Below are 17,986 nucleotides of genomic sequence, written 5' to 3' on the forward strand. Positions count from 1 at the left end.
ATTATATGCCTAATTCACACTAATACAATAAAAATGCCTTATGTGCCTCAAAGTTAGACGCTTTACTTCATTCTATCACCACTTCCTCTGCCTAAAACTGTTAGCATTACGTATTTAAAGTAATTTTTTATTGTAAAGTTATCAATCATATCTTTATCAGTTTTAGCTAATAGTTCGGGCGTTGACATATCAATACTGTTTACCTGTGCAAGTCCAGTGATACCAGGGCGAATTGCATAAACATTTCTTGCACTGCGAGCTTTAGTTAACTCCTCTTGATTATATAAACCAGGTCGAGGCCCCACTAGACTCATTTCTCCGATTAGCACATTCCACAGCTGCGGCAGTTCATCTAGTTTTGTTCTGCGTAAAAAGCTTCCTAGAGGGGTTATCGAGGCAGTGCTTGCCAAGTGCGTCGCAACCGAAATAGTGTTTAGTTTCATCGTTCTAAACTTAATCAAAATGAACGGTTTTTGATCTCGTCCAACTCGCTCTTGTTTGAATATAGGGGAACCTGTATCGAATAAACCTATAACGAATATTATGAGTAAAACAGGAGAGCTTAGTACCAGTCCGAGCAAAGAGAATATTAAGTCGAATGCACGTATCATTATTTATGAGCCTACCCTTTGTTTTGCAGCAAGGCTGAAACCCTCTTCTACCGTGTGGGGTGGTTTCCAATCAAGCGTGTTTTTTGTATGCGAAATATCGACTTGAAGCGAACCTGTAAGCCGCTCAACGAGGTCATTTTTGTTTATGAGTTTGCCCACTAGTGCAAAGCACCATTGTGGGACAGGTAAGGCAAGACTCCTCTTACCTTGCGCTCGAGCCATTAGTGAAACCATTTGGGCAGTTGATAAATCACTATCATCAGAAACCAAGAACACTTGATTCACTGCTTTAGGATGCTCAATACAGAGGGTGATTAAGTTAATTAAATTGTAGACAGACACGAGACTACGCTGGTTATACTTAATTAACCCAAATGGAAGAGGTAAGCCTCGGGCAACCAATTTCATCAGCGATGCAAAATTTGCTTTTACGCCTTCTCCATATACAAGCGGAGCACGAATTATAACAATTTCTAAACCTGTTTGCTTACCCAGCTCTATTAGTTGATCTTCAGCCTCAGCTTTTGATATTGCATATGCATCTTCTGGAGCAGGCTTGTCTTGAGCGCAAAAAGGACGATTATTCGATGTTCTTTCCCCATTTACTTTAATTGAGCTCAAAAATATGAAGCGTTTGGCTCCAGCTGCAGCAGCTTGGGTTGCAATTTCCAAAGTGGCTTTCGTATTCATCGTTTTAAATTCGTGTAGTGTTTTGCTCGCTGAACCATTCATTACATGCACACGGGCAGCTAAATGGATTACTGTTTTCACTGATTTTAAAGATTCAAACAAAACGGCTTTATTAATCGCGTTTAAATCGAATTCACAAAAGCGATGACCGTCATCAGTATCGTTTCGTCCTAGCAGCAAGCATTCATATTCGCTTAAATTGGCAAGCAAGTGCCGACCTACAAAACCTGAGTATCCTGTTATCGCAATCATTCGCTTCTACTTGTTATTATCCTTCCAATTATCTGAGAAGGATCCCCTTTTATTCGTTAAACCATCCCACAAGCCGCAAAGCATGTACCTAAAACGTTTACGCTTTTGTGTCTGTAACAATGCATTAGCAAAAAAGCGAATAGGTAACACTAAGATGTTTCGAGTCTTCCAATAACTTGGAACATAGCCTCTTCGGGCAAGCAATAAAATATTTCGGAACTGATAGTATAGTCGAATTGGAGAGCCTACTTTGTATGTTACACCGGCAAACTTGCTGCGCGCATCACCTAATCGATGGACCATTTCAATTTTATCTGCTATCGCTACCATATAATCATGCGTTCTAGCACGCCAGCACCACTCATGGTCAACCCCATCTATAAACAAGGTTTCATCTTTGAAACCAACTAAATCCAATTTAGATAGATCAATCATCATTCCCGATGAAATTATCTGGGTAACACACACGATGTCTTCGTAGACGAGTATTTCTCTCTGCACTCGGGGCTTGACGGCCTTTTCCGAGAATGAACAGATAACTCTGGGGCCAATGGCAATAATAGGCTGTTCGTTGATTTTAGAAGCAACTAATAGACTCGACAACCTAAACACAAAATCAGGGTCTATTTGGCTATCTTGATCTAACAGAAGTGCGTATTCACACCCCAAAACTTGCAACTCTTTTAAGCCGACATTTTGAGCCTTCGCAATACCAACATTAGTTGGAAAGTGATGGTAATGCAGCTTTTTGGTAGCTATTTTTAAACTTGTGGGCATAGGAGAATTGTCGATAACACAAAGCACGTCGACTTGTTGCAAAACAGATTCTATTAAACGATAAGTAATATCTGAATCAGGTTGATATAAAATGATCGCTGCGCCAATCAATCGTGAACTACCTTTTTATTTAACAAATATCTATCTAGTTTATACGCAAGCTTTACTATTCGTCCCGGCATTAACCTCATTGTTAATACGACAAAAGCATACAAAATATTACCAAAGCTATATCTCTTTAGCACTTTCATAGTGTAAAAACGCGCTTTAAATTCGTTTATCGACTTGCTGAGCCCACGCCTTTTATAAAAGTCATTGACCCGACGAAACTTAAGTAATTCATCACTTAAATTAGCAAACTTAAAGCCTGCAGCTGCTAAATCAGCCCAAAAAAAATAGTCTTGAGTGTTCATTAAGTTTTCACGATAACGAAAACCTCGCTTGAAAACATTCATTCGAATAGCAACAGTGGGATGATTGATTGAACAACGTTTTGGTAAATAGCGTATTATTTCACCATGCTTTTGGGGAAGTTTTCGATGCCCCACTATTTCGCCCTGCTCGTTTACTTCGAAAAGACCACACCCCAAAATTGAAATTTTAGGGTGTGTTTCTAAGAAACTAACCTGTTTTTCTATGCGTTGGGGGGCGGAGATATCATCGGCATCCATTCGGCAAAAGTATTTGACGCCTGCAACATTGGATAAAGACCAATTAACTACAAAATTCATACATGCACTCAAACCTCTATTTGCATCCCCCCGAACTAACAAAATATTGTCTAGCAACCTTGAGACATTTAAGAGCTGAGTTAAAATTTCGTCATGAACGTACCCATCGATAACGATGACGATGATATGGTTTTCGTAGGTCTGGCATACTAGGCTGTTTACCGCCTCTTCTACCCAAACTGATTTATCGCCTGCATATACGGCCATCGCTATAACCGTATCAACTGATGATCGCAGATGAACATCAGACAATAATGTAAATTTACTTGTCAATTTTTACAAAAACCTTTTTGAATTTAAAATTATTAGCGATTACTTCGAATAAACAGTCGCGTATCAGTATACCAATATTTCGGTATAAAACGCGAAAAAATGTGGCTATCTCTTGTTTTGATTCTTACATGTGCTCGATACTGTGATAAGTGCATGAGGATTGACATCACAATAGCTATGGCTATATGCTCAAACTAGCACCAATATGACAGATGACGCTATAAAAATTAACGCTATTGTTTTTATTATGCTGTTCTTTATTTCTCACATCATAAGTAAATTAATTATTTCAATTACAGGTTTAAATGCATGCGACTCTACGTAACAATCCTATCGATATTCTTGCTAATTTGTTCGCATGCAGCAAACGCAAAGCCACAAAATATTGTATTTATATTAGCTGATGATCTTGGTTGGAATGACACCAATATTTTTCAGCAAAGCCAGTTTATCGAGACACCTAACATAGATGCGCTCGCAGCAAGAGGAATCGTTTTTGACCACGCTTTTACGAATAGTCCTCTATGCTCTCCCACACGCGCCTCGATATTAACAGGACAGACTCCAGCTAGACATGGCTCAACAACCCCGAATCATCATTTGCCATTAGTAAGACTCCAACCATCGATGCCTGACACAGCGGCAACAAACAGAAAATCAATTGCCCCTGAAACGGTTACCCGGCTTGACACAAATTTACCCACTTTATCTTCCATCCTCAAAGCAAATAATTATAACACTGCGCACTTTGGAAAATGGCACCTAGGTGCAAGTCCATACAGTCCGCTACAGCATGGTTTTGATATTGATATTCCGAATTATGCGGGACCGGGCCCAACAGGTGGTTTTCTGGCTCCGTGGAGCTTTGCACCTGACATCAAACCACAAAAGCCGGGCGAACATATCGACGTACGACTAGCTGAAGAGGCCAGTAAATGGGTCAAAAGCGTTAAAGATGACGGTCCTTTCTTTTTAAATTTTTGGGCATTTTCTGTTCACGCCCCCTTCAATGCTGACCCAGAGATAATCGATTACTTCGTCGCCAAACGCACTCCATTTCATAGCCAACGCAGTGCCACCTACGCTGCTATGGTGAAGCAGTTTGATGATGCAGTAGGTATTTTGTGGGAAGCTCTTGTTGAAGCTCAGGTTGAGGACAATACGATTATCATTTTCACCTCAGACAATGGTGGCAACATGTATGACGTATTGGGAACGATCCACGCTACGAGTAATTTTCCGCTCAGAGGTGGCAAAGCTACTAATTATGATGGTGGATTGCGAGTACCAACAGCCATTATTTGGCCTGGACTGACTCAACCGAATACGCTCAGTAACGCACCAATTCAAACCGTCGATTATTTTCCGACATTGCTAAATGGCTTAGATTTAACATGGCCGTCATCGCATGCTATAGATGGGAACGATATACGTCCTTTACTGAGAGGCGAAACGTCAGTCACTCGCCCCATTTTTTCCTATTATCCAGCAGAACCAAGAGTGCCTGACTGGTTGCCTCCATCGGTAACAGTCACGCAGAATGGGTGGAAACTTATACGTTCGTTTCATTATGGCAAAATCAATGGCCACTTTTATCAACTATACGATCTTAATACAGATCCTTCTGAATCAATAAATCTTGCTGAGATACATACTGATAAACTCGACGAACTTGATTCTCTTATAGATGCACACCTATTAGAGAGTGAGGCGGTGACTCCCAACGTCAATCCCAACTATCGCACGGGTACTTTTAATTATGACCAAATGGGTTTAGCAAGAGAGGAGTTTCAATTGCCAGAAGAGAAGATGCAGATTGATTTCCAATTTCAGTTAGATATTGACCAGCAAATAGTCGAGGCTGGAAGCACAGCAAAAATTACTTACCACCTTGCAGATGCCAGTAATCTAGCATCGGTAAGATACAAGCAGTTCATGGGAACACCTGTAGATGTTATTGAAACAGGTAACAGCATCACCTTTGTGGCTCCAAGCGTGTCGCAACCTGAATATATTGCGTTTGCTTATATTGCCAGAGATGGTAACCAAACTATCAGACAACAAGCAGGTATACGCATAACGCCAGCGCCAGTTGCTCCGGTGTTGTCAGTTGCATTAAAGAGTCTAAAAGTAACTAAAGGGAGTGCTGCTAGCTTTATGATTGAAGCATTTGATGCCAATAAAGATTTTCTTCATATGACTGTTACAAGTGATGATTTGCCTGCAATTTCATTAACTGCACCGCCATCGGTGGGTGAGTATTTAGTTAATATTCCAGCTAACTTTTCAGGCGATTCGGTCACTTTGGTTTTTTCTGCTGAAGACTCTCAAACTAGCGTTCAACAAACAATTACCTTTGATGTTTTACCTCCCCAACCGGATAAGCAAGAAAATTCTGGCGGTAGTACCAATGCGCTGTGGTTATTCCTACTGACTTTGAGCATAATTATTAGAACAAAGGAACAGAATGCTACTACGTAACATAATTGCTTTACTCGTTTGGGTCGTGTAAATGAGGCACCTTTTGATAGTGGCCATTGCATCCACTTCTATTGCTTTTATCGCCTACTATTTGACTCTTACACAGGTATTTGATGCAAAACTTACTCAAAAAAGCCCTAAAACCTGTTCGAATGTTAAGGGGATGGCTTTCATAAAGGGTGGCACGCTTTTCATGGGTGCTGGCGCCATTTACGAAGAAGAAACGCCGCTTGTAAAACGAAAAATACAAGATTTTTACATGGATCGCCATGAAGTGACGAATGCACAGTTTGCAGACTTCGTTGACGCGACCGGCTATATAACAGTAGCGCAAAAACTCCCTAACGCTGAACACTACCCCAACATTTCTCCAGAATTACTGAAACCAGGCTCCGCTGTATTCGTTAAGTTGTCAGAAGCTGTTGAAGCTGGCTCATTCACTAATTGGTGGCATTTTGTTGAAGGCGCCTATTGGAAAAAACCCTTTGGTCCTAATAGCAATATTGAAGGCAAAGAGCACTTCCCTGTAATTCATATAGCATATGACGATGCTTTGGCATATGCAGAATGGAAAGGACATCGTCTGCCCACAGAAGCTGAATATGAATATGCGAGTCGAGGAGGCTTGGACGGGGCCAAATATGCGACTGGGAACACACTGACAGATGATGGACGATATATTGCCAACACATGGCAAGGTCTATTCCCGTTCACTGATACTGCAGAGGACGGCTACGTTGGCTTAGCTCCCGTTGGCTGCTATCCTCAGAATCATTTTGGCATTCACGACTTAATTGGAAATGTCTGGGAATGGACTCAAAGCGTATATTACCCGCGTCATTTTGACCCGAAGCAGTTGCCACAAAACCTTCCGCCACAAGGTTATGATCAGAAACAGCCCGGTGTTGCAGTAGGCGTTATCAAGGGTGGCTCATATTTGTGTGCAGAAGACTTTTGTATGCGTTACCGTCCCGCAGCAAGACTTGCTCAAGATACTGGATTGGGAACAAGTCACATTGGTTTTAGAACGGTGAAAGATTTGGCTAACTAGGTAAGGAAAATTAAAGGGGTCAGGGTGAATTAAATCTGGCGACGCCGGTTTAATTCACCCTGACCCCTTTATTTTCCTACATATCCTTCAACAAATCCTCAAAGTCAGAAAAATCATCCTCTTCTTCTTCCAACTCCTCTTCTGTTTTAACACGCACTTTACCATCACTGACTTTAAACGCTAAACGCTGAAAATAAGCATCGCGAACAAACAAATAGCGGTCGAGTGAGCGGTTCAAGGTCTCTTCTTGATCAAGCAGAGAAGCCCTTACTTCAACTATTTTCACCACATTCGCTGCAATCACGTAGGGGTCATTAATGACCGTCGTTGGCCAATAAACGTTATCGACCACTCTGCCAGTGAAGCTTCTAAAATCACTTGGTCCTAGGGCGGGTAGCATTAAGTACGGGCCCGTTCCAACGCCCCATACACCCAACACTTCGCCGAAGTCTTCTTCTTTCTCTTCTAAGCCCATTTTTGTTGCCACATCAAACAGGCCAACAATACCAATGGTACTGTTCACTAAAAAACGTCCAACGCTGGTAAGTGATTGAACCGGCTTACCCTGCAGCAAGTTGTTCACCGCGCTGGCAGGCTCACTTAAGTTTTCAGAAGCGTTAAGCAAACCGGTTCTGACGAACTGAGGAGTGACCGTAATATAGGCAACCGTAACCGGCTTTACCAAAAACCGGTCTAATATTTCATAGTTAAAATCCCAAAAAACACGGTTAATTGGCTCGAATGGGTCAATATTGTCGTCTTTCTCAACCGCGCTAGTACTTTCAACATCTGCGGCCGCTTGATTATTATCTAACTGCGCTTGTTCACTAGCCGACTGACTTGCGCACCCACCTAATCCTAAGGCGAAAATTAACGCAATTATTTTAAACTGATTGATCACTGTACTTCCTTATTTATGGTTAAAGCGACAGACTGCATGCTGTCATTGACTTTCACGCTGGCTAGGCTTCCTTGTAACTCGCCAGGGCTGGTCATCACGTCTTCGTCTACTGATATACGCGCAGTTATAGTGACTTGTTCAGCATTTTTCAATGACATATTTGTAATCATTGCGTCTGCTGCACTCAAAGTCACGGAAATCGGGAACTGCGGTAGGCTTATTTTCTTCACCGCTAGAGGCACTCTGCTACCAGAAACAGCGTCTTGTGCAAAAACAATCAAGAAACCACTAGCAGGTAATTTACTCACCAAGTCATTCGCAACCGACACCGTCACTTCAAATCCTCGTTCGCCAGTTTGTGGACCAGAATCATTGATTGCTGCACCCGCTGATGCGTTAGCCCCTGCTAATGACGATTCGCTTTCGTTTGCAACGCCAGTATTTGATTGTCTGCCATCTAGCGACAACAACGCTTCGGATGCGCCCATAGAACGAAGCTGACCTACTAACGATTGATACAATGTACTGTTAGCCGACAGCTCATCTTTAATCAGCGCAAAGTTGGCGAACGCCACTTCGCTATCGTTTAATTGCGCGGCTACCACTGTTAGCAGCAAACGATAATTACGATTTTCAGGCGCCACTTGCACCAAATAACTCACCTGTCGCTTTGCATTCTGCAAGTTCTCGTCATCGCCAACCATCATCATAGCTTGAGCATATTTCATGCGAATATCTTGAGAATCGGGGCTTATCTTCAACGCTTTATCGAATGCAGCTACCGCTTCTTCTGTTTGTCCTAAGGACATGCGCAATCTGCCAAGCCACTGCCAACCTGTTGCGTCCTCTGGGTCTTTTCGTAGCTGCTGACGAATAACTAGCGCGTATTTCTGAAACTCTTCAGGCTGAACGTCGTTAGCAGGCTTTACCAAGATACGCTGGCTGAGCTCATCTATGTTCTCTGAAGCATTCACTAAGTCTTTCAAACCGGAAAGTTGATTGGCATCCACATATACCCAAACTGCTGCGATGATTGCGGGAATAGCGCCGACAATTAGCGGGAGCTTCGCTGACTTTGCTGACAAACTGGTACTTCTAGCCACTTTTTCCTGAGCTTCGTGAAATGCGGACTCATCGGCAAGCGCGACCTTCATTTCGTTTATCGCAGTTTGCATCTCTTCGGGATCAATTAATCCCTCAGCGGCCTCTCGCTCAATTTCTTGAATACGCTGTTTAATAACATTGGTATTGGACACTTCAAAACGCTTCTTCGCGTTTCGATCTTTAAGCCATGGATAAACGATAAAACCAGCAGCAACAAGCGCAAAAAATACGGCAATTAAATAAAAACTAGTCACTTATCATCCTTTAACAATTTATTAGCCGCAGCTAATTTATCTTCAACATCTTCAACTGGTGACACTTTGCGGCGTTTTATAAATACACCCATCATGATAAAAGCAAACAATACAGGTAGAGCCCAAAGCCATATTGTCACTGGTGTTACCGGAGGTTGATAATAAACGAAGTCGCCGTAGCGCTCTTTCATGTAATCAATAACCTGCTGCTCTGAACTCCCCTGTTGCATTAGCTGATAGACTTTTCGACGCATGTCGTGGGCTATCATGGCATCCGAGTCGGCGATGTTTTGATTTTGACACATTGGGCATCGCAGTTCGGCGGTTAGCTTTAAAAAGGTTTTTCTATCGTTTGGGTCTTCAAAAGAATAGTTCTCGCCCATTTTCTCGGCTTCAGATACTTTTGCTAAAGCATCGCTAGTGCTTAAATCTTGGGCGAATGCTGACGATGTAGCAAAGCCGAATAGCAGTAATAACGACAATGTCGCATTAACTAAGGATACAGTTTTCATTGCCCTGCTCCCGCACCATTGTTTGCTGACTCATCTTTGGGCATTTCATCTTTAAATAAGTCATTCTTCGGCAGTTTAAGGTCAATTCCACTCGCCTTTGTCTCAGCCTCGATATCAGCCAGTAGCGGTGCAAATTTATTTCGCCAAACGCGCTCGTTTAAATCGCCTAAATGATGCACACGAATAACGCCGTTTTGGTCAACTAAAAAGGTCTCAGGAGCGCCTGTTACGCCTAAATCCAAGGACGTGTCTCGATACACATCGAAGATATTAAACGCATAAGGGTCGCCGAACTTACCCAATGTTGCGATAACTTCAGTGCGCACTCGCTCAATTGTTTTGGTTCCGAAGTTTGGGTCTAAGTCTTGGTCGTAATACAACCCCACAATGCGGTAGCCTCTGTCCTTTAGGCTTTCCAGGTAAGGAAGCTCTATTGCACAAGTGACGCACCACACGCCCCAGACGTTTATGAGCGTAACCTGGTCGTCAAAAACGGAGTTGTCATAGATTATCGACTCGTCCATTAAGTCTGGTAATCGAAACTCGGGAAAGGCTTTTGTTACCGCCGTTGAATCTCGTTCGCGCGGGTCAGAATACAGACCTTGAAACAAGAAAATCGTTAAGCCTAAAAACAATAGCAGCGGCAGCAAAAACCAAGTAAAACGTTTCATGATCTCTGGCCCCTTGATAATTCACAACGAGTTATGCGTTTCATCGTCTCTGACCCCTTGATAATTTTCATCAAACCTGGCCCCTTGATAGCTTGGGTTTCAAGGTCTCTGGCCCCTTGGTTTTTGATTCGCTGGGTACGTTGCGCCACTTGGCCATTTTCTTGATGCGGTAGCGTTTGTCGCTGATTGAGAAGATGCCGCCGATGCACATGATTATGGCGCCGCCCCAAATCCATACTACGAAAGGCTTGTAGTAGAGTCGGATGGCCCACGCGTCGTTTGATAGCGGTTCACCCAAGGCAACGAACAAGTCGCGGGTTAATGTTGTGTGTATTCCGGCTTCAGTCATTGATGTGCGCTGAACTGGGTAGAAGCGTTTTTCTGGCTCGAGGTGATTTACGAATTCGCCGTTTTTGTATACGTCAAAAACACCGCGATCGGCGCTGTAGTTGGGTCCTTCAATTTGCTTAACGCCGGTAAAAGAAACCGTATAATCTGCAATTTTGACGGTATCTCCTGCGTTCATGCGCACATCACGCTCTAATTCGTAGTTACTGACTAAGGTGATACCAATGAGCGTAACCGCAAAACCGACGTGACCTAAGACCATGCCCCAGTGACTTGGCGTTAGCTTTCGCAACGATGCCAACACAGGCTCTGATCTTGTGTTAGATACAACGCGCTGACGCACTTCTAAGATAATCGCGATTAATATCCAGAAACTCATCACCATGCCGAGCATGCCCATGTAGGTAGGCTCGTCATACGTGAAGTTAATCAACAATCCTGCGGATAGCGCCAAAATCATTCCAAACACCAACTGATTTCTCAGTGCTGCGGGCGCCTGCTTTTTCCATCGTGATAGCGGGCCAACAGCCATGAACAGAACGAAAGGCACAATCAGCAAGGTAAACATTTCATTAAAGAAAGGTGCACCAATCGATATCGTACCTAAGCCGATTTCCTTATGGACTAAAGGTAACAACGTTCCTAGCAGAACGACGATGGTCGCTGCTACTAGCAGCACGTTATTGCCCATTAGCATCATTTCGCGAGAGAACATTTCATAACGCCCAACGCTTTTTAACTGCGAAGCACGTAATGCATAAAGCAAGAGTGAGCCACCGATAACCACCACGAGTAAGCCTAAGATGAACAGACCACGAGATGGATCGCTGGCAAAGGAATGCACTGAAACCAGTACACCCGAACGAACTAAGAATGTACCCAGTAAGCTCAATGAAAATGCTGCGATAGCTAAGAGAACAGTCCAAGACTTAAACACTTTACGTTTTTCAGTGACCGCTAAGCTGTGCATTAACGCGGTGCCGACCAACCAAGGCATAAACGATGCGTTCTCGACAGGATCCCAGAACCACCAGCCGCCCCAACCGAGTTCGTAGTAAGCCCACCAACTGCCCAATGCGATGCCCACTGTGAGGAAACTCCACGCAGCGATAGTCCACGGACGCGACCAGCGCGCCCAAGTTGAATCCAGTTGACCACCAATTAGCGCGGCAATAGCAAACGCAAACGCAACGGAGAAACCAACGTAGCCCATATACAGCATAGGCGGGTGAATAATCATGCCGAAATCTTGCAGCAGTGGGTTCAAATCTCGCCCATCTACCGGGAAAAATGGTAATAAGCTGTCGAACGGGTTTGATGTTAGCAACATGAACAAATAGAAACCAATGCTAACCATCCCTAATACTGACAGCACACGAGCAATCATTGCCTGCGGAATACCTTTCGAAAATGCAGCCACGGCGCAGGTCCACACAGCAAAAATTAGACACCACAAAAGGAAACTACCCTCATGTCCGCCCCACACTGCCGTTATCTTGTAATAAATAGGCAGCGCACTGTTTGAGTTTTGTGCCACATATTGCACACTAAAGTCGTCGACCGCGAATGAGTAGGTTAAGCAACCGTAGGCAAATGCGGTAAATAAGAACAAACCGAAACTAAGAGGACGGCCCATTCTCATCATAGTTTGATTGTGGATTTGTGCGCCCCAAAGCGGATACACAGCAAGCAGAATAGACAGTGCTAGCGCAATAATAAGCGCAATGTTTCCTAACTCTGGGATCATTAGTAGCCCGCCTGTTCTGGTTTAACGTGCTTTATGCCTTTGAGCTGCTCTGCCAATTCTGGCGGCATATACTCTTCATCATGTTTAGCTAACACTTCATGCGCAACAATCAGATTATTGGGTTTTAATATACCGGTAGCGACAATGCCTTGGCCTTCACGAAACAAATCCGGCAAGCTGCCGTTGAACTGGACCGTCACGATTGGCCCTGTGTCCATTAGGTCAAAACTAACCGCAAGCGTTTCTTCATCGCGCGATACCGAACCCGGCACAACTAAACCACCAATACGTAAACGCTGCCCAACGATGGGCTTAATCCCCGTTTTGGTTTTTCCTTCAATCACTTCAGTGGGCGTATAAAACACATCAATTGAATCTTGCAAGGCGTATAGCATGAAGCCTATCGCCGCAACAAGTAATACACCAACGCTTGTAACTGCGACGAGTCGCTGTTTACGTCTTGGGTTCATCGATTACCTCGGTATGTTCTAAATTATTGGAAATTTGTGCTTTCGGTTTAGCTTGCTGCTTAAGCTTGCGTGCAGCGCGAGCAGCCATGATCCGCTCAGCTCTCGCTTTCTCTTTTTGTACACCCTGTTTGATTTTTTTGCTCACAATGACGCTGTGAAATAGCACGCCCGCCATACACAAAAATGTACAGATGAAAGAAGTCCATACGAAAAACGCATAGCCGCCCATGTTGAAAAAGTCGCTGATACTGTCGAATTGAAATTCCATTATTCATTTCCTCCCGACTTTAAGCTCTGCTTTTCATTAGCATCACTCAATTTATCGCTAACTGCGTCGACAGCAGCAAACTCTGCACCACCAAAACGCTTGGCAACCCAAGGACGATGCAAGTCTCGCAATATAATTTCGTTCTTCATGCGAATAATAGTGACCCAGCCGATAAACGCGGCGAAGCCCAAAATACAAACCAGCAGAGGAACGTACATTTCAAGCGCAATGGAAGGCTTGCCAATTTTGGTAATAGACGCACCCTGATGCAGCGTGTTCCACCACTCCACAGAAAAGTGAATAATAGGAATATTGATAACGCCGACCATCGCCATCACCCCAGCGGCTTTACCCGCCTGCTGTTTGTCTTCAAACGCGGTATATAGCGAAATAACGCCTAGGTACAAAAATAGCAAAATGAGCTGCGAGGTGAGTCGTGCATCCCAAAACCACCACGTTCCCCACATAGGCTTGCCCCACAGTGAACCGGTGAATAAAGATATCAGAGTCATTACCGCGCCTACCGGTGCAATGGCTACCATGAACATATAAGCCGTGCGCCATTGCCAAACAATGCCGACCAGCGCCGCTATTGCCATGGCAACGTATGCGCCCATGGCTAAAATAGCACTAGGCACATGAATATAAATAATCCGGTAAGATTCACCCTGCTGATAATCTGAAGGTGCAAAACCCAAGCCCCAAACCAAGCCAATAGAAAGACTCGCAATAGCGACAAGAGCAAACCAGTTTTGCAAAACGTCACACAGCCAGTAGGCTTTTTCTGGTTTCGCGAACGAATTAATCCACTTCCACATTAGTTCTGACTCACTTTTAATGAATACGCAATTGCCATTGGAGACAACGCAACTGAAAACAGGAGCAACGCCGCAATAATAGCAAGTTGCGGGTGATAAGGTAATAACATTGATGCCGATTCGATGGCTGACGTGGCAAAAATAAGCAACGGTATAAATATCGGAATTAATAGCAGCGCTAAGAGCACCCCACCGCGATGTAACCCCACGGTCAGAGCAACGCCAATAGCACCCACAAAACTAATCAGCGGCGTACCTAATAATAAGGTGAGCATCAACGCCACATACATATCCATCGTGAGATTCAAAAACACCGCAAGCAAGGGCGAAATCAAAAACAAAGGCACGATATGCATCAACCAGTGCGTAAAAACCTTCACCACAACAATCATGTACAAAGGCGTGGGTGACAAAATATATTGTTCTAAACTGCCGTCGGCGAAATCGTCGCGAAACATTCTCTCCATGCCCAGCAATAACGACAAGATAGCGGCAACCCAAATTACGCCACCACCTATACGCTGCAGCGTTTCAAGGTTCGGTCCCACCGCGAGCGGAAACAAGGTGATCACCAATACGAAAAACATCAACGGCTGCATCAACTCGGCTCGTTGACGATAGGCAAGCGCCAAATCCTTCAAAAAAACGGCTTTCAACGCTACCATGAATACTCCAAGTGCAAATTGGACATGGGGTAATCGATATTTAAAGCCTGATGCGAAGTCATCACAATCGCACCACCAGCGTTAAGGAAGACCGCCATTTTGCTTTCAAGTTCCGCTATTAAGTGAACGTCTAATGCAGTAAAAGGTTCATCTAACACCCACACATTAGCGTCAGTCTTGAGCCAAAGCTTAGCCAAGGCAACACGACGCTGCTGCCCCGCCGACAAATTCTTTACCGCAATATCTTCTAAGCCGGTCAAGCCTAGTTCTGCCAATGTGGCGTGAATAGCCGTATCGTTGGTATCAATTGCGTGCTGTTGGCACCAAAACCGCAGATTTTCAGTCGCCGTTAATAACTGACTGATACCCTGTTTGTGGCCAAAATAAAGTAAGCGTTCGCTAGCGCCATGCACCATTTTTTGGCAGTCATGTCCGTTTATTTCAACGTATCCTGCTGCAGGCTGACTTAAGCCAACCAAAATGCGCAGCAAACTGGTTTTTCCAGCGCCGTTCTCACCCGTTACGTAAAGTAATTGGCCAGAATGAAGCTCGATATTGATATCCGAAAACAACTGGCGGTCACTTTTTTCACAGGCCACTTGTTGTGCTAGCAAAACGCGCAAATAGAGATACTCGAATTAAGTTGATTATCCGCGGGATATTAGCACAATATTTCGATGTTTTGTGTGCTTAATCGTCAATGAATGTATGGAATATTCGATGCTATTGCGCAACATCAAACGATGAATTCTGATGATCATTCCATGATCCTTAATTTGGGCGTCTGAAAAACACATAAAATCCAGTTTTAAAGGAGACAATAGACAAATTAAGATCAAATCATTGCTTTTTGAAGGTCGCGGCCGATAATCTAGGATATGGCTGAAATAACAACCGTCACACTAAACCAATTAAATGCGCTGACTCGTGGATCAGAGACGTCTGCTGTCCGCAGCAATACAAGCGCAAACAACCCACAAACGCTTAATGACGTTGCCGCGAAAGTCGTCATTAGCCAAGTATCCCCAAATACAGTGACCTTAACTAACCCACAAACTAGACAGTCGGTTCAATTGCCAGCGGCGGCCCTTGCGAACTTAGGCAACATGAAAACGGGCCAAGCACTTGAACTCGTCAACGTTGCTAATAAACCCAACACCTACGCCCTAATTCCTGCCGCAGTCACTAACCGACAAAGCGCCACTGTTGGTCAGCAATCTCAATTACTGGCGAGCACTAGCATTAACGTAAACGACAATCAGCTTACTGCGCTGGTAGCAAAAGCATCTGCAGCTGGAGACATTAGCTTTGCGGGCAAGCCAATTGTTAATATCTCAGGTAGGATCACCGCAATTTCGGCTAATCAGGTTACCGTTAACTTTACGGTGCCTGGTTCAAACTTGCCGGCGCAACTAGCGCAAATAACCTTGAATCAAGCCCAAGTGAGTAGCTTGAGTGTGAACAGTAATGTGAAAATTACGCTGGATGTTAGCGGCAAACAGCCAAATATCATTTCTTTGAGCAGTGTTAATGTAGCAAGTGCTCAAAATTCTCAAAATGCACAAAGCGTAAACACCATTCTCAATTTAGGCTCGCAACTAGCAAAATTGAACAACGCAGTGCTGCCCAATAAATTAGTCAGTGCATCGATACTACAGCAGTTGATAGGTTCTTTGCCGCCAGGCAGTTCAGTAGCGAATAATTTGCAAAACAACGCGTCTTCAGGCTTATCGCAGGTAATTATTCCACTAACTGATGCAAAGTTGGGCGACCTGCCTAAATCACTATTGTCCTCACTACAAAATGCGATTGCGAGAGTCAACACTACCGCGGCCACACAAGTCTCTCTTCTTGTTGAAGGTACCGGCAACGCGAATTCGTTAAAACTCTCTGTTTTAGGCAACCTGAGTAAATCCTCTGGAGAACTTAATACTAGTCAAATTCGCACATTATTGGCAACAGCTGAAGGTAAAGCTTTAGGGAATGCGGGAAATAATAATGTTGTCGATGCGGCAAAGTCTACATTGACGAATAAGCAATTGGCGTCGAATTCAGGCACAGGGTCAGTAGCTGGGGCACTTTCAAATACGATTGCGAAACAAGGTTTTATTGCAAGTAGAGCAGAGCTAGGCGTTAATCAAGCGGGCAATCCTACTGTAAGCAATCCACAATCAGCATTGACGGATGCAGCCGCGGCAAGAAACCCTGCGGCAGCCCTTCCTAACTTCAAAACCGATTTGCTGTTAGAGCAACTTACTAAATTCATTAATACACCCGCTCAAACTTCTCAGCCTGCTGCCCAGCAAAATCCAACGATACTGACGCAGCTTTTGAGTCAATTACCGAATACAAAAATAAGCTCTATTATTGAACAGCTGAGTAATTTGGCCGCGACACAAAGAGTGAACCCTGCAACCACTATTGATTCACTAAAAACACAAGTTCAAGCACTTAGCCAATCAACCTTAGCTCAATCCGCTAGCCAGAGCCAAACTCTCTCATTAGCCAACATTATAAGTGCGTTGAATGCCGATGCAGATATCGCCGAGCTAAGCCCTGAAACGCAGGCGCTATTAAGATATGTAAGAGATCAACTGCCTAACACATCAGCTGCTCAGCAAACAGCTATCGATGCTAAGACCATACAGCAGCTGGTTGCTGCGCCGCTAAATAATGCCCCTATTAATGCATTATCGCCCACCGCCGTTAGTGGTTTTTTGTCTGGCTTAGTAACATTGCTTCAGGTGAGCTTGGCCTCGAAACTGCAGCGTCAGTCGAATAAACAAGCGAGCAAAATGCAAGATCAAATTCCCGACGTGATAAAAAGTATAGTGCCTAACGTCACGAGCGCGCAAAGTGCGAAGTTACTGAGTGACTTTAGACAGTTTGATGCAAAACACACCCTAAGTGCTGAAGTCGCAAAAATGCTATTTAGCCACCAAAATCACAAGCTCAAGAGCATCGAGTCGTCACTGCAGGGCCAAGATCAGCTCTACTATGCACTACCCAATGTGTTTGATAAAAATGCGGATGATATTGAATTATTGGTTAAGCGAGAAACACGTGAAAATAAAAATTCCGATAATAATGAAGGCAGCTCATCATGGTATCTAACGATGAAGTTAGATGTTGGCCCACTGGGGCAAATGTTGGCAAAAACACAGTTGAAAGATGATGAAATCAAGCTGCAGCTCTATACATCTACAACAGAATTAAAAAATAAGGCCTACGATATGCTGCCTTTCCTACAACGTCGACTTTCGGCACTAGGCATTAATTTAACCGAGAAATCGTGTCAACTGGGAAAAATCCCAAAGCAGCTCAAAACCGAGCATTATCAAGTGTTTGAGACGCAAGTATAG

At 43.9% G+C, this 17,986-nt stretch carries 17 protein-coding genes; 3 read left to right on the plus strand and 14 right to left on the minus strand.

Annotated features, from left to right (window positions below; genetic code table 11):
• Nucleotides 1-62: 62 nt before the first annotated feature.
• The 4 genes from GNIT_RS11815 to GNIT_RS11830 are packed head-to-tail and all read right to left on the minus strand — an operon-like array spanning nucleotide 63 to nucleotide 3,334.
• Nucleotides 63-611: a sugar transferase gene (locus GNIT_RS11815; protein ID WP_014109453.1), complete on the minus strand. Its 549-nt coding sequence runs from the start codon at nucleotides 609-611 to the stop codon at nucleotides 63-65.
• Between the two features lie 3 nt (nucleotides 612-614).
• Nucleotides 615-1,553 (minus strand): NAD-dependent epimerase/dehydratase family protein, encoded by a 939-nt coding sequence (locus GNIT_RS11820; RefSeq protein ID WP_014109454.1) that lies wholly within the window; start codon nucleotides 1,551-1,553, stop codon nucleotides 615-617.
• A gap of 6 nt (nucleotides 1,554-1,559) precedes the next feature.
• Nucleotides 1,560-2,441, minus strand: coding sequence for a glycosyltransferase family 2 protein (locus GNIT_RS11825; RefSeq protein WP_014109455.1), 882 nt, complete (start codon nucleotides 2,439-2,441; stop codon nucleotides 1,560-1,562).
• The gene (locus tag GNIT_RS11830) at nucleotides 2,438-3,334 is read right to left on the minus strand and encodes a glycosyltransferase (protein WP_014109456.1); all 897 of its coding nucleotides are present in this window, start codon (nucleotides 3,332-3,334) and stop codon (nucleotides 2,438-2,440) included. The genes GNIT_RS11825 and GNIT_RS11830 overlap by 4 nt, the downstream gene beginning before the upstream one ends.
• 309 nt (nucleotides 3,335-3,643) lie before the next feature.
• Here GNIT_RS11830 and GNIT_RS17705 point away from each other — a divergent pair, with 309 nt between their 5' ends.
• Entirely contained in the window at nucleotides 3,644-5,815 is a 2,172-nt protein-coding gene (locus GNIT_RS17705; RefSeq protein WP_049786934.1) for a sulfatase, read from the plus strand.
• Nucleotides 5,816-5,864: 49 nt separating this feature from the next.
• Entirely contained in the window at nucleotides 5,865-6,866 is a 1,002-nt protein-coding gene (locus GNIT_RS11840; RefSeq protein WP_014109459.1) for a formylglycine-generating enzyme family protein, read from the plus strand.
• Nucleotides 6,867-6,942: 76 nt separating this feature from the next.
• Here the strand turns inward: GNIT_RS11840 and GNIT_RS11845 are convergent, their stop codons facing one another.
• The 10 genes from GNIT_RS11845 to ccmA form a co-directional block, all read right to left on the minus strand.
• Entirely contained in the window at nucleotides 6,943-7,767 is an 825-nt protein-coding gene (locus GNIT_RS11845) for an MlaA family lipoprotein (RefSeq protein ID WP_014109460.1), read from the minus strand.
• Nucleotides 7,764-9,125, minus strand: coding sequence for a c-type cytochrome biogenesis protein CcmI (gene ccmI, locus GNIT_RS11850; RefSeq protein ID WP_014109461.1), 1,362 nt, complete (start codon nucleotides 9,123-9,125; stop codon nucleotides 7,764-7,766). Before ccmI ends, GNIT_RS11845 begins: the two co-directional genes overlap by 4 nt.
• Entirely contained in the window at nucleotides 9,122-9,637 is a 516-nt protein-coding gene (locus tag GNIT_RS11855; RefSeq protein ID WP_014109462.1) for a cytochrome c-type biogenesis protein, read from the minus strand. The genes ccmI and GNIT_RS11855 overlap by 4 nt, the downstream gene beginning before the upstream one ends.
• Complete coding sequence (locus GNIT_RS11860; RefSeq protein WP_014109463.1) at nucleotides 9,634-10,308, minus strand: redoxin family protein; 675 nt, start codon at nucleotides 10,306-10,308, stop codon at nucleotides 9,634-9,636. Before GNIT_RS11860 ends, GNIT_RS11855 begins: the two co-directional genes overlap by 4 nt.
• A gap of 70 nt (nucleotides 10,309-10,378) precedes the next feature.
• Complete coding sequence (locus GNIT_RS11865; RefSeq protein ID WP_014109464.1) at nucleotides 10,379-12,403, minus strand: heme lyase CcmF/NrfE family subunit; 2,025 nt, start codon at nucleotides 12,401-12,403, stop codon at nucleotides 10,379-10,381.
• Nucleotides 12,403-12,873: a cytochrome c maturation protein CcmE gene (ccmE, locus tag GNIT_RS11870; RefSeq protein WP_014109465.1), complete on the minus strand. Its 471-nt coding sequence runs from the start codon at nucleotides 12,871-12,873 to the stop codon at nucleotides 12,403-12,405. The genes GNIT_RS11865 and ccmE overlap by 1 nt, the downstream gene beginning before the upstream one ends.
• Nucleotides 12,857-13,141, minus strand: coding sequence for a heme exporter protein CcmD (gene ccmD, locus GNIT_RS11875; protein WP_014109466.1), 285 nt, complete (start codon nucleotides 13,139-13,141; stop codon nucleotides 12,857-12,859). The genes ccmE and ccmD overlap by 17 nt, the downstream gene beginning before the upstream one ends.
• On the minus strand, nucleotides 13,141-13,959 hold the full coding sequence (locus GNIT_RS11880; protein WP_014109467.1) for a heme ABC transporter permease: 819 nt from the start codon (nucleotides 13,957-13,959) through the stop codon (nucleotides 13,141-13,143). Before GNIT_RS11880 ends, ccmD begins: the two co-directional genes overlap by 1 nt.
• Nucleotides 13,959-14,624, minus strand: a complete 666-nt coding sequence (gene ccmB, locus GNIT_RS11885) for a heme exporter protein CcmB (protein ID WP_014109468.1) — start codon at nucleotides 14,622-14,624, stop codon at nucleotides 13,959-13,961. The genes GNIT_RS11880 and ccmB overlap by 1 nt, the downstream gene beginning before the upstream one ends.
• A complete protein-coding gene (gene ccmA / locus GNIT_RS11890) occupies nucleotides 14,618-15,247 on the minus strand; it encodes a cytochrome c biogenesis heme-transporting ATPase CcmA (RefSeq protein ID WP_014109469.1) in 630 nt (209 codons plus the stop codon). Before ccmA ends, ccmB begins: the two co-directional genes overlap by 7 nt.
• A gap of 255 nt (nucleotides 15,248-15,502) precedes the next feature.
• Between ccmA and fliK the strand changes: the two genes are divergently transcribed.
• Entirely contained in the window at nucleotides 15,503-17,986 is a 2,484-nt protein-coding gene (gene fliK / locus GNIT_RS11895; RefSeq protein WP_014109470.1) for a flagellar hook-length control protein FliK, read from the plus strand.

This window comes from Glaciecola nitratireducens FR1064 (assembly GCF_000226565.1).
Classification (GTDB): domain Bacteria; phylum Pseudomonadota; class Gammaproteobacteria; order Enterobacterales; family Alteromonadaceae; genus Glaciecola; species Glaciecola nitratireducens.

Coding starts and splice junctions, on each gene's coding strand:
- GNIT_RS11855 (WP_014109462.1), bottom strand. CDS start 9,637: ATGAAAACTGTATCCTTAGTTAATGCGACATTGTCGTTATTACTGCTA.
- GNIT_RS11815 (WP_014109453.1), bottom strand. CDS start 611: ATGATACGTGCATTCGACTTAATATTCTCTTTGCTCGGACTGGTACTA.
- ccmE (WP_014109465.1), bottom strand. CDS start 12,873: ATGAACCCAAGACGTAAACAGCGACTCGTCGCAGTTACAAGCGTTGGT.
- GNIT_RS11880 (WP_014109467.1), bottom strand. CDS start 13,959: ATGTGGAAGTGGATTAATTCGTTCGCGAAACCAGAAAAAGCCTACTGG.
- fliK (WP_014109470.1), top strand. CDS start 15,503: ATGGCTGAAATAACAACCGTCACACTAAACCAATTAAATGCGCTGACT.
- ccmD (WP_014109466.1), bottom strand. CDS start 13,141: ATGGAATTTCAATTCGACAGTATCAGCGACTTTTTCAACATGGGCGGC.
- GNIT_RS11865 (WP_014109464.1), bottom strand. CDS start 12,403: ATGATCCCAGAGTTAGGAAACATTGCGCTTATTATTGCGCTAGCACTG.
- GNIT_RS17705 (WP_049786934.1), top strand. CDS start 3,644: ATGCGACTCTACGTAACAATCCTATCGATATTCTTGCTAATTTGTTCG.
- GNIT_RS11820 (WP_014109454.1), bottom strand. CDS start 1,553: ATGATTGCGATAACAGGATACTCAGGTTTTGTAGGTCGGCACTTGCTT.
- ccmB (WP_014109468.1), bottom strand. CDS start 14,624: ATGGTAGCGTTGAAAGCCGTTTTTTTGAAGGATTTGGCGCTTGCCTAT.
- GNIT_RS11860 (WP_014109463.1), bottom strand. CDS start 10,308: ATGAAACGTTTTACTTGGTTTTTGCTGCCGCTGCTATTGTTTTTAGGC.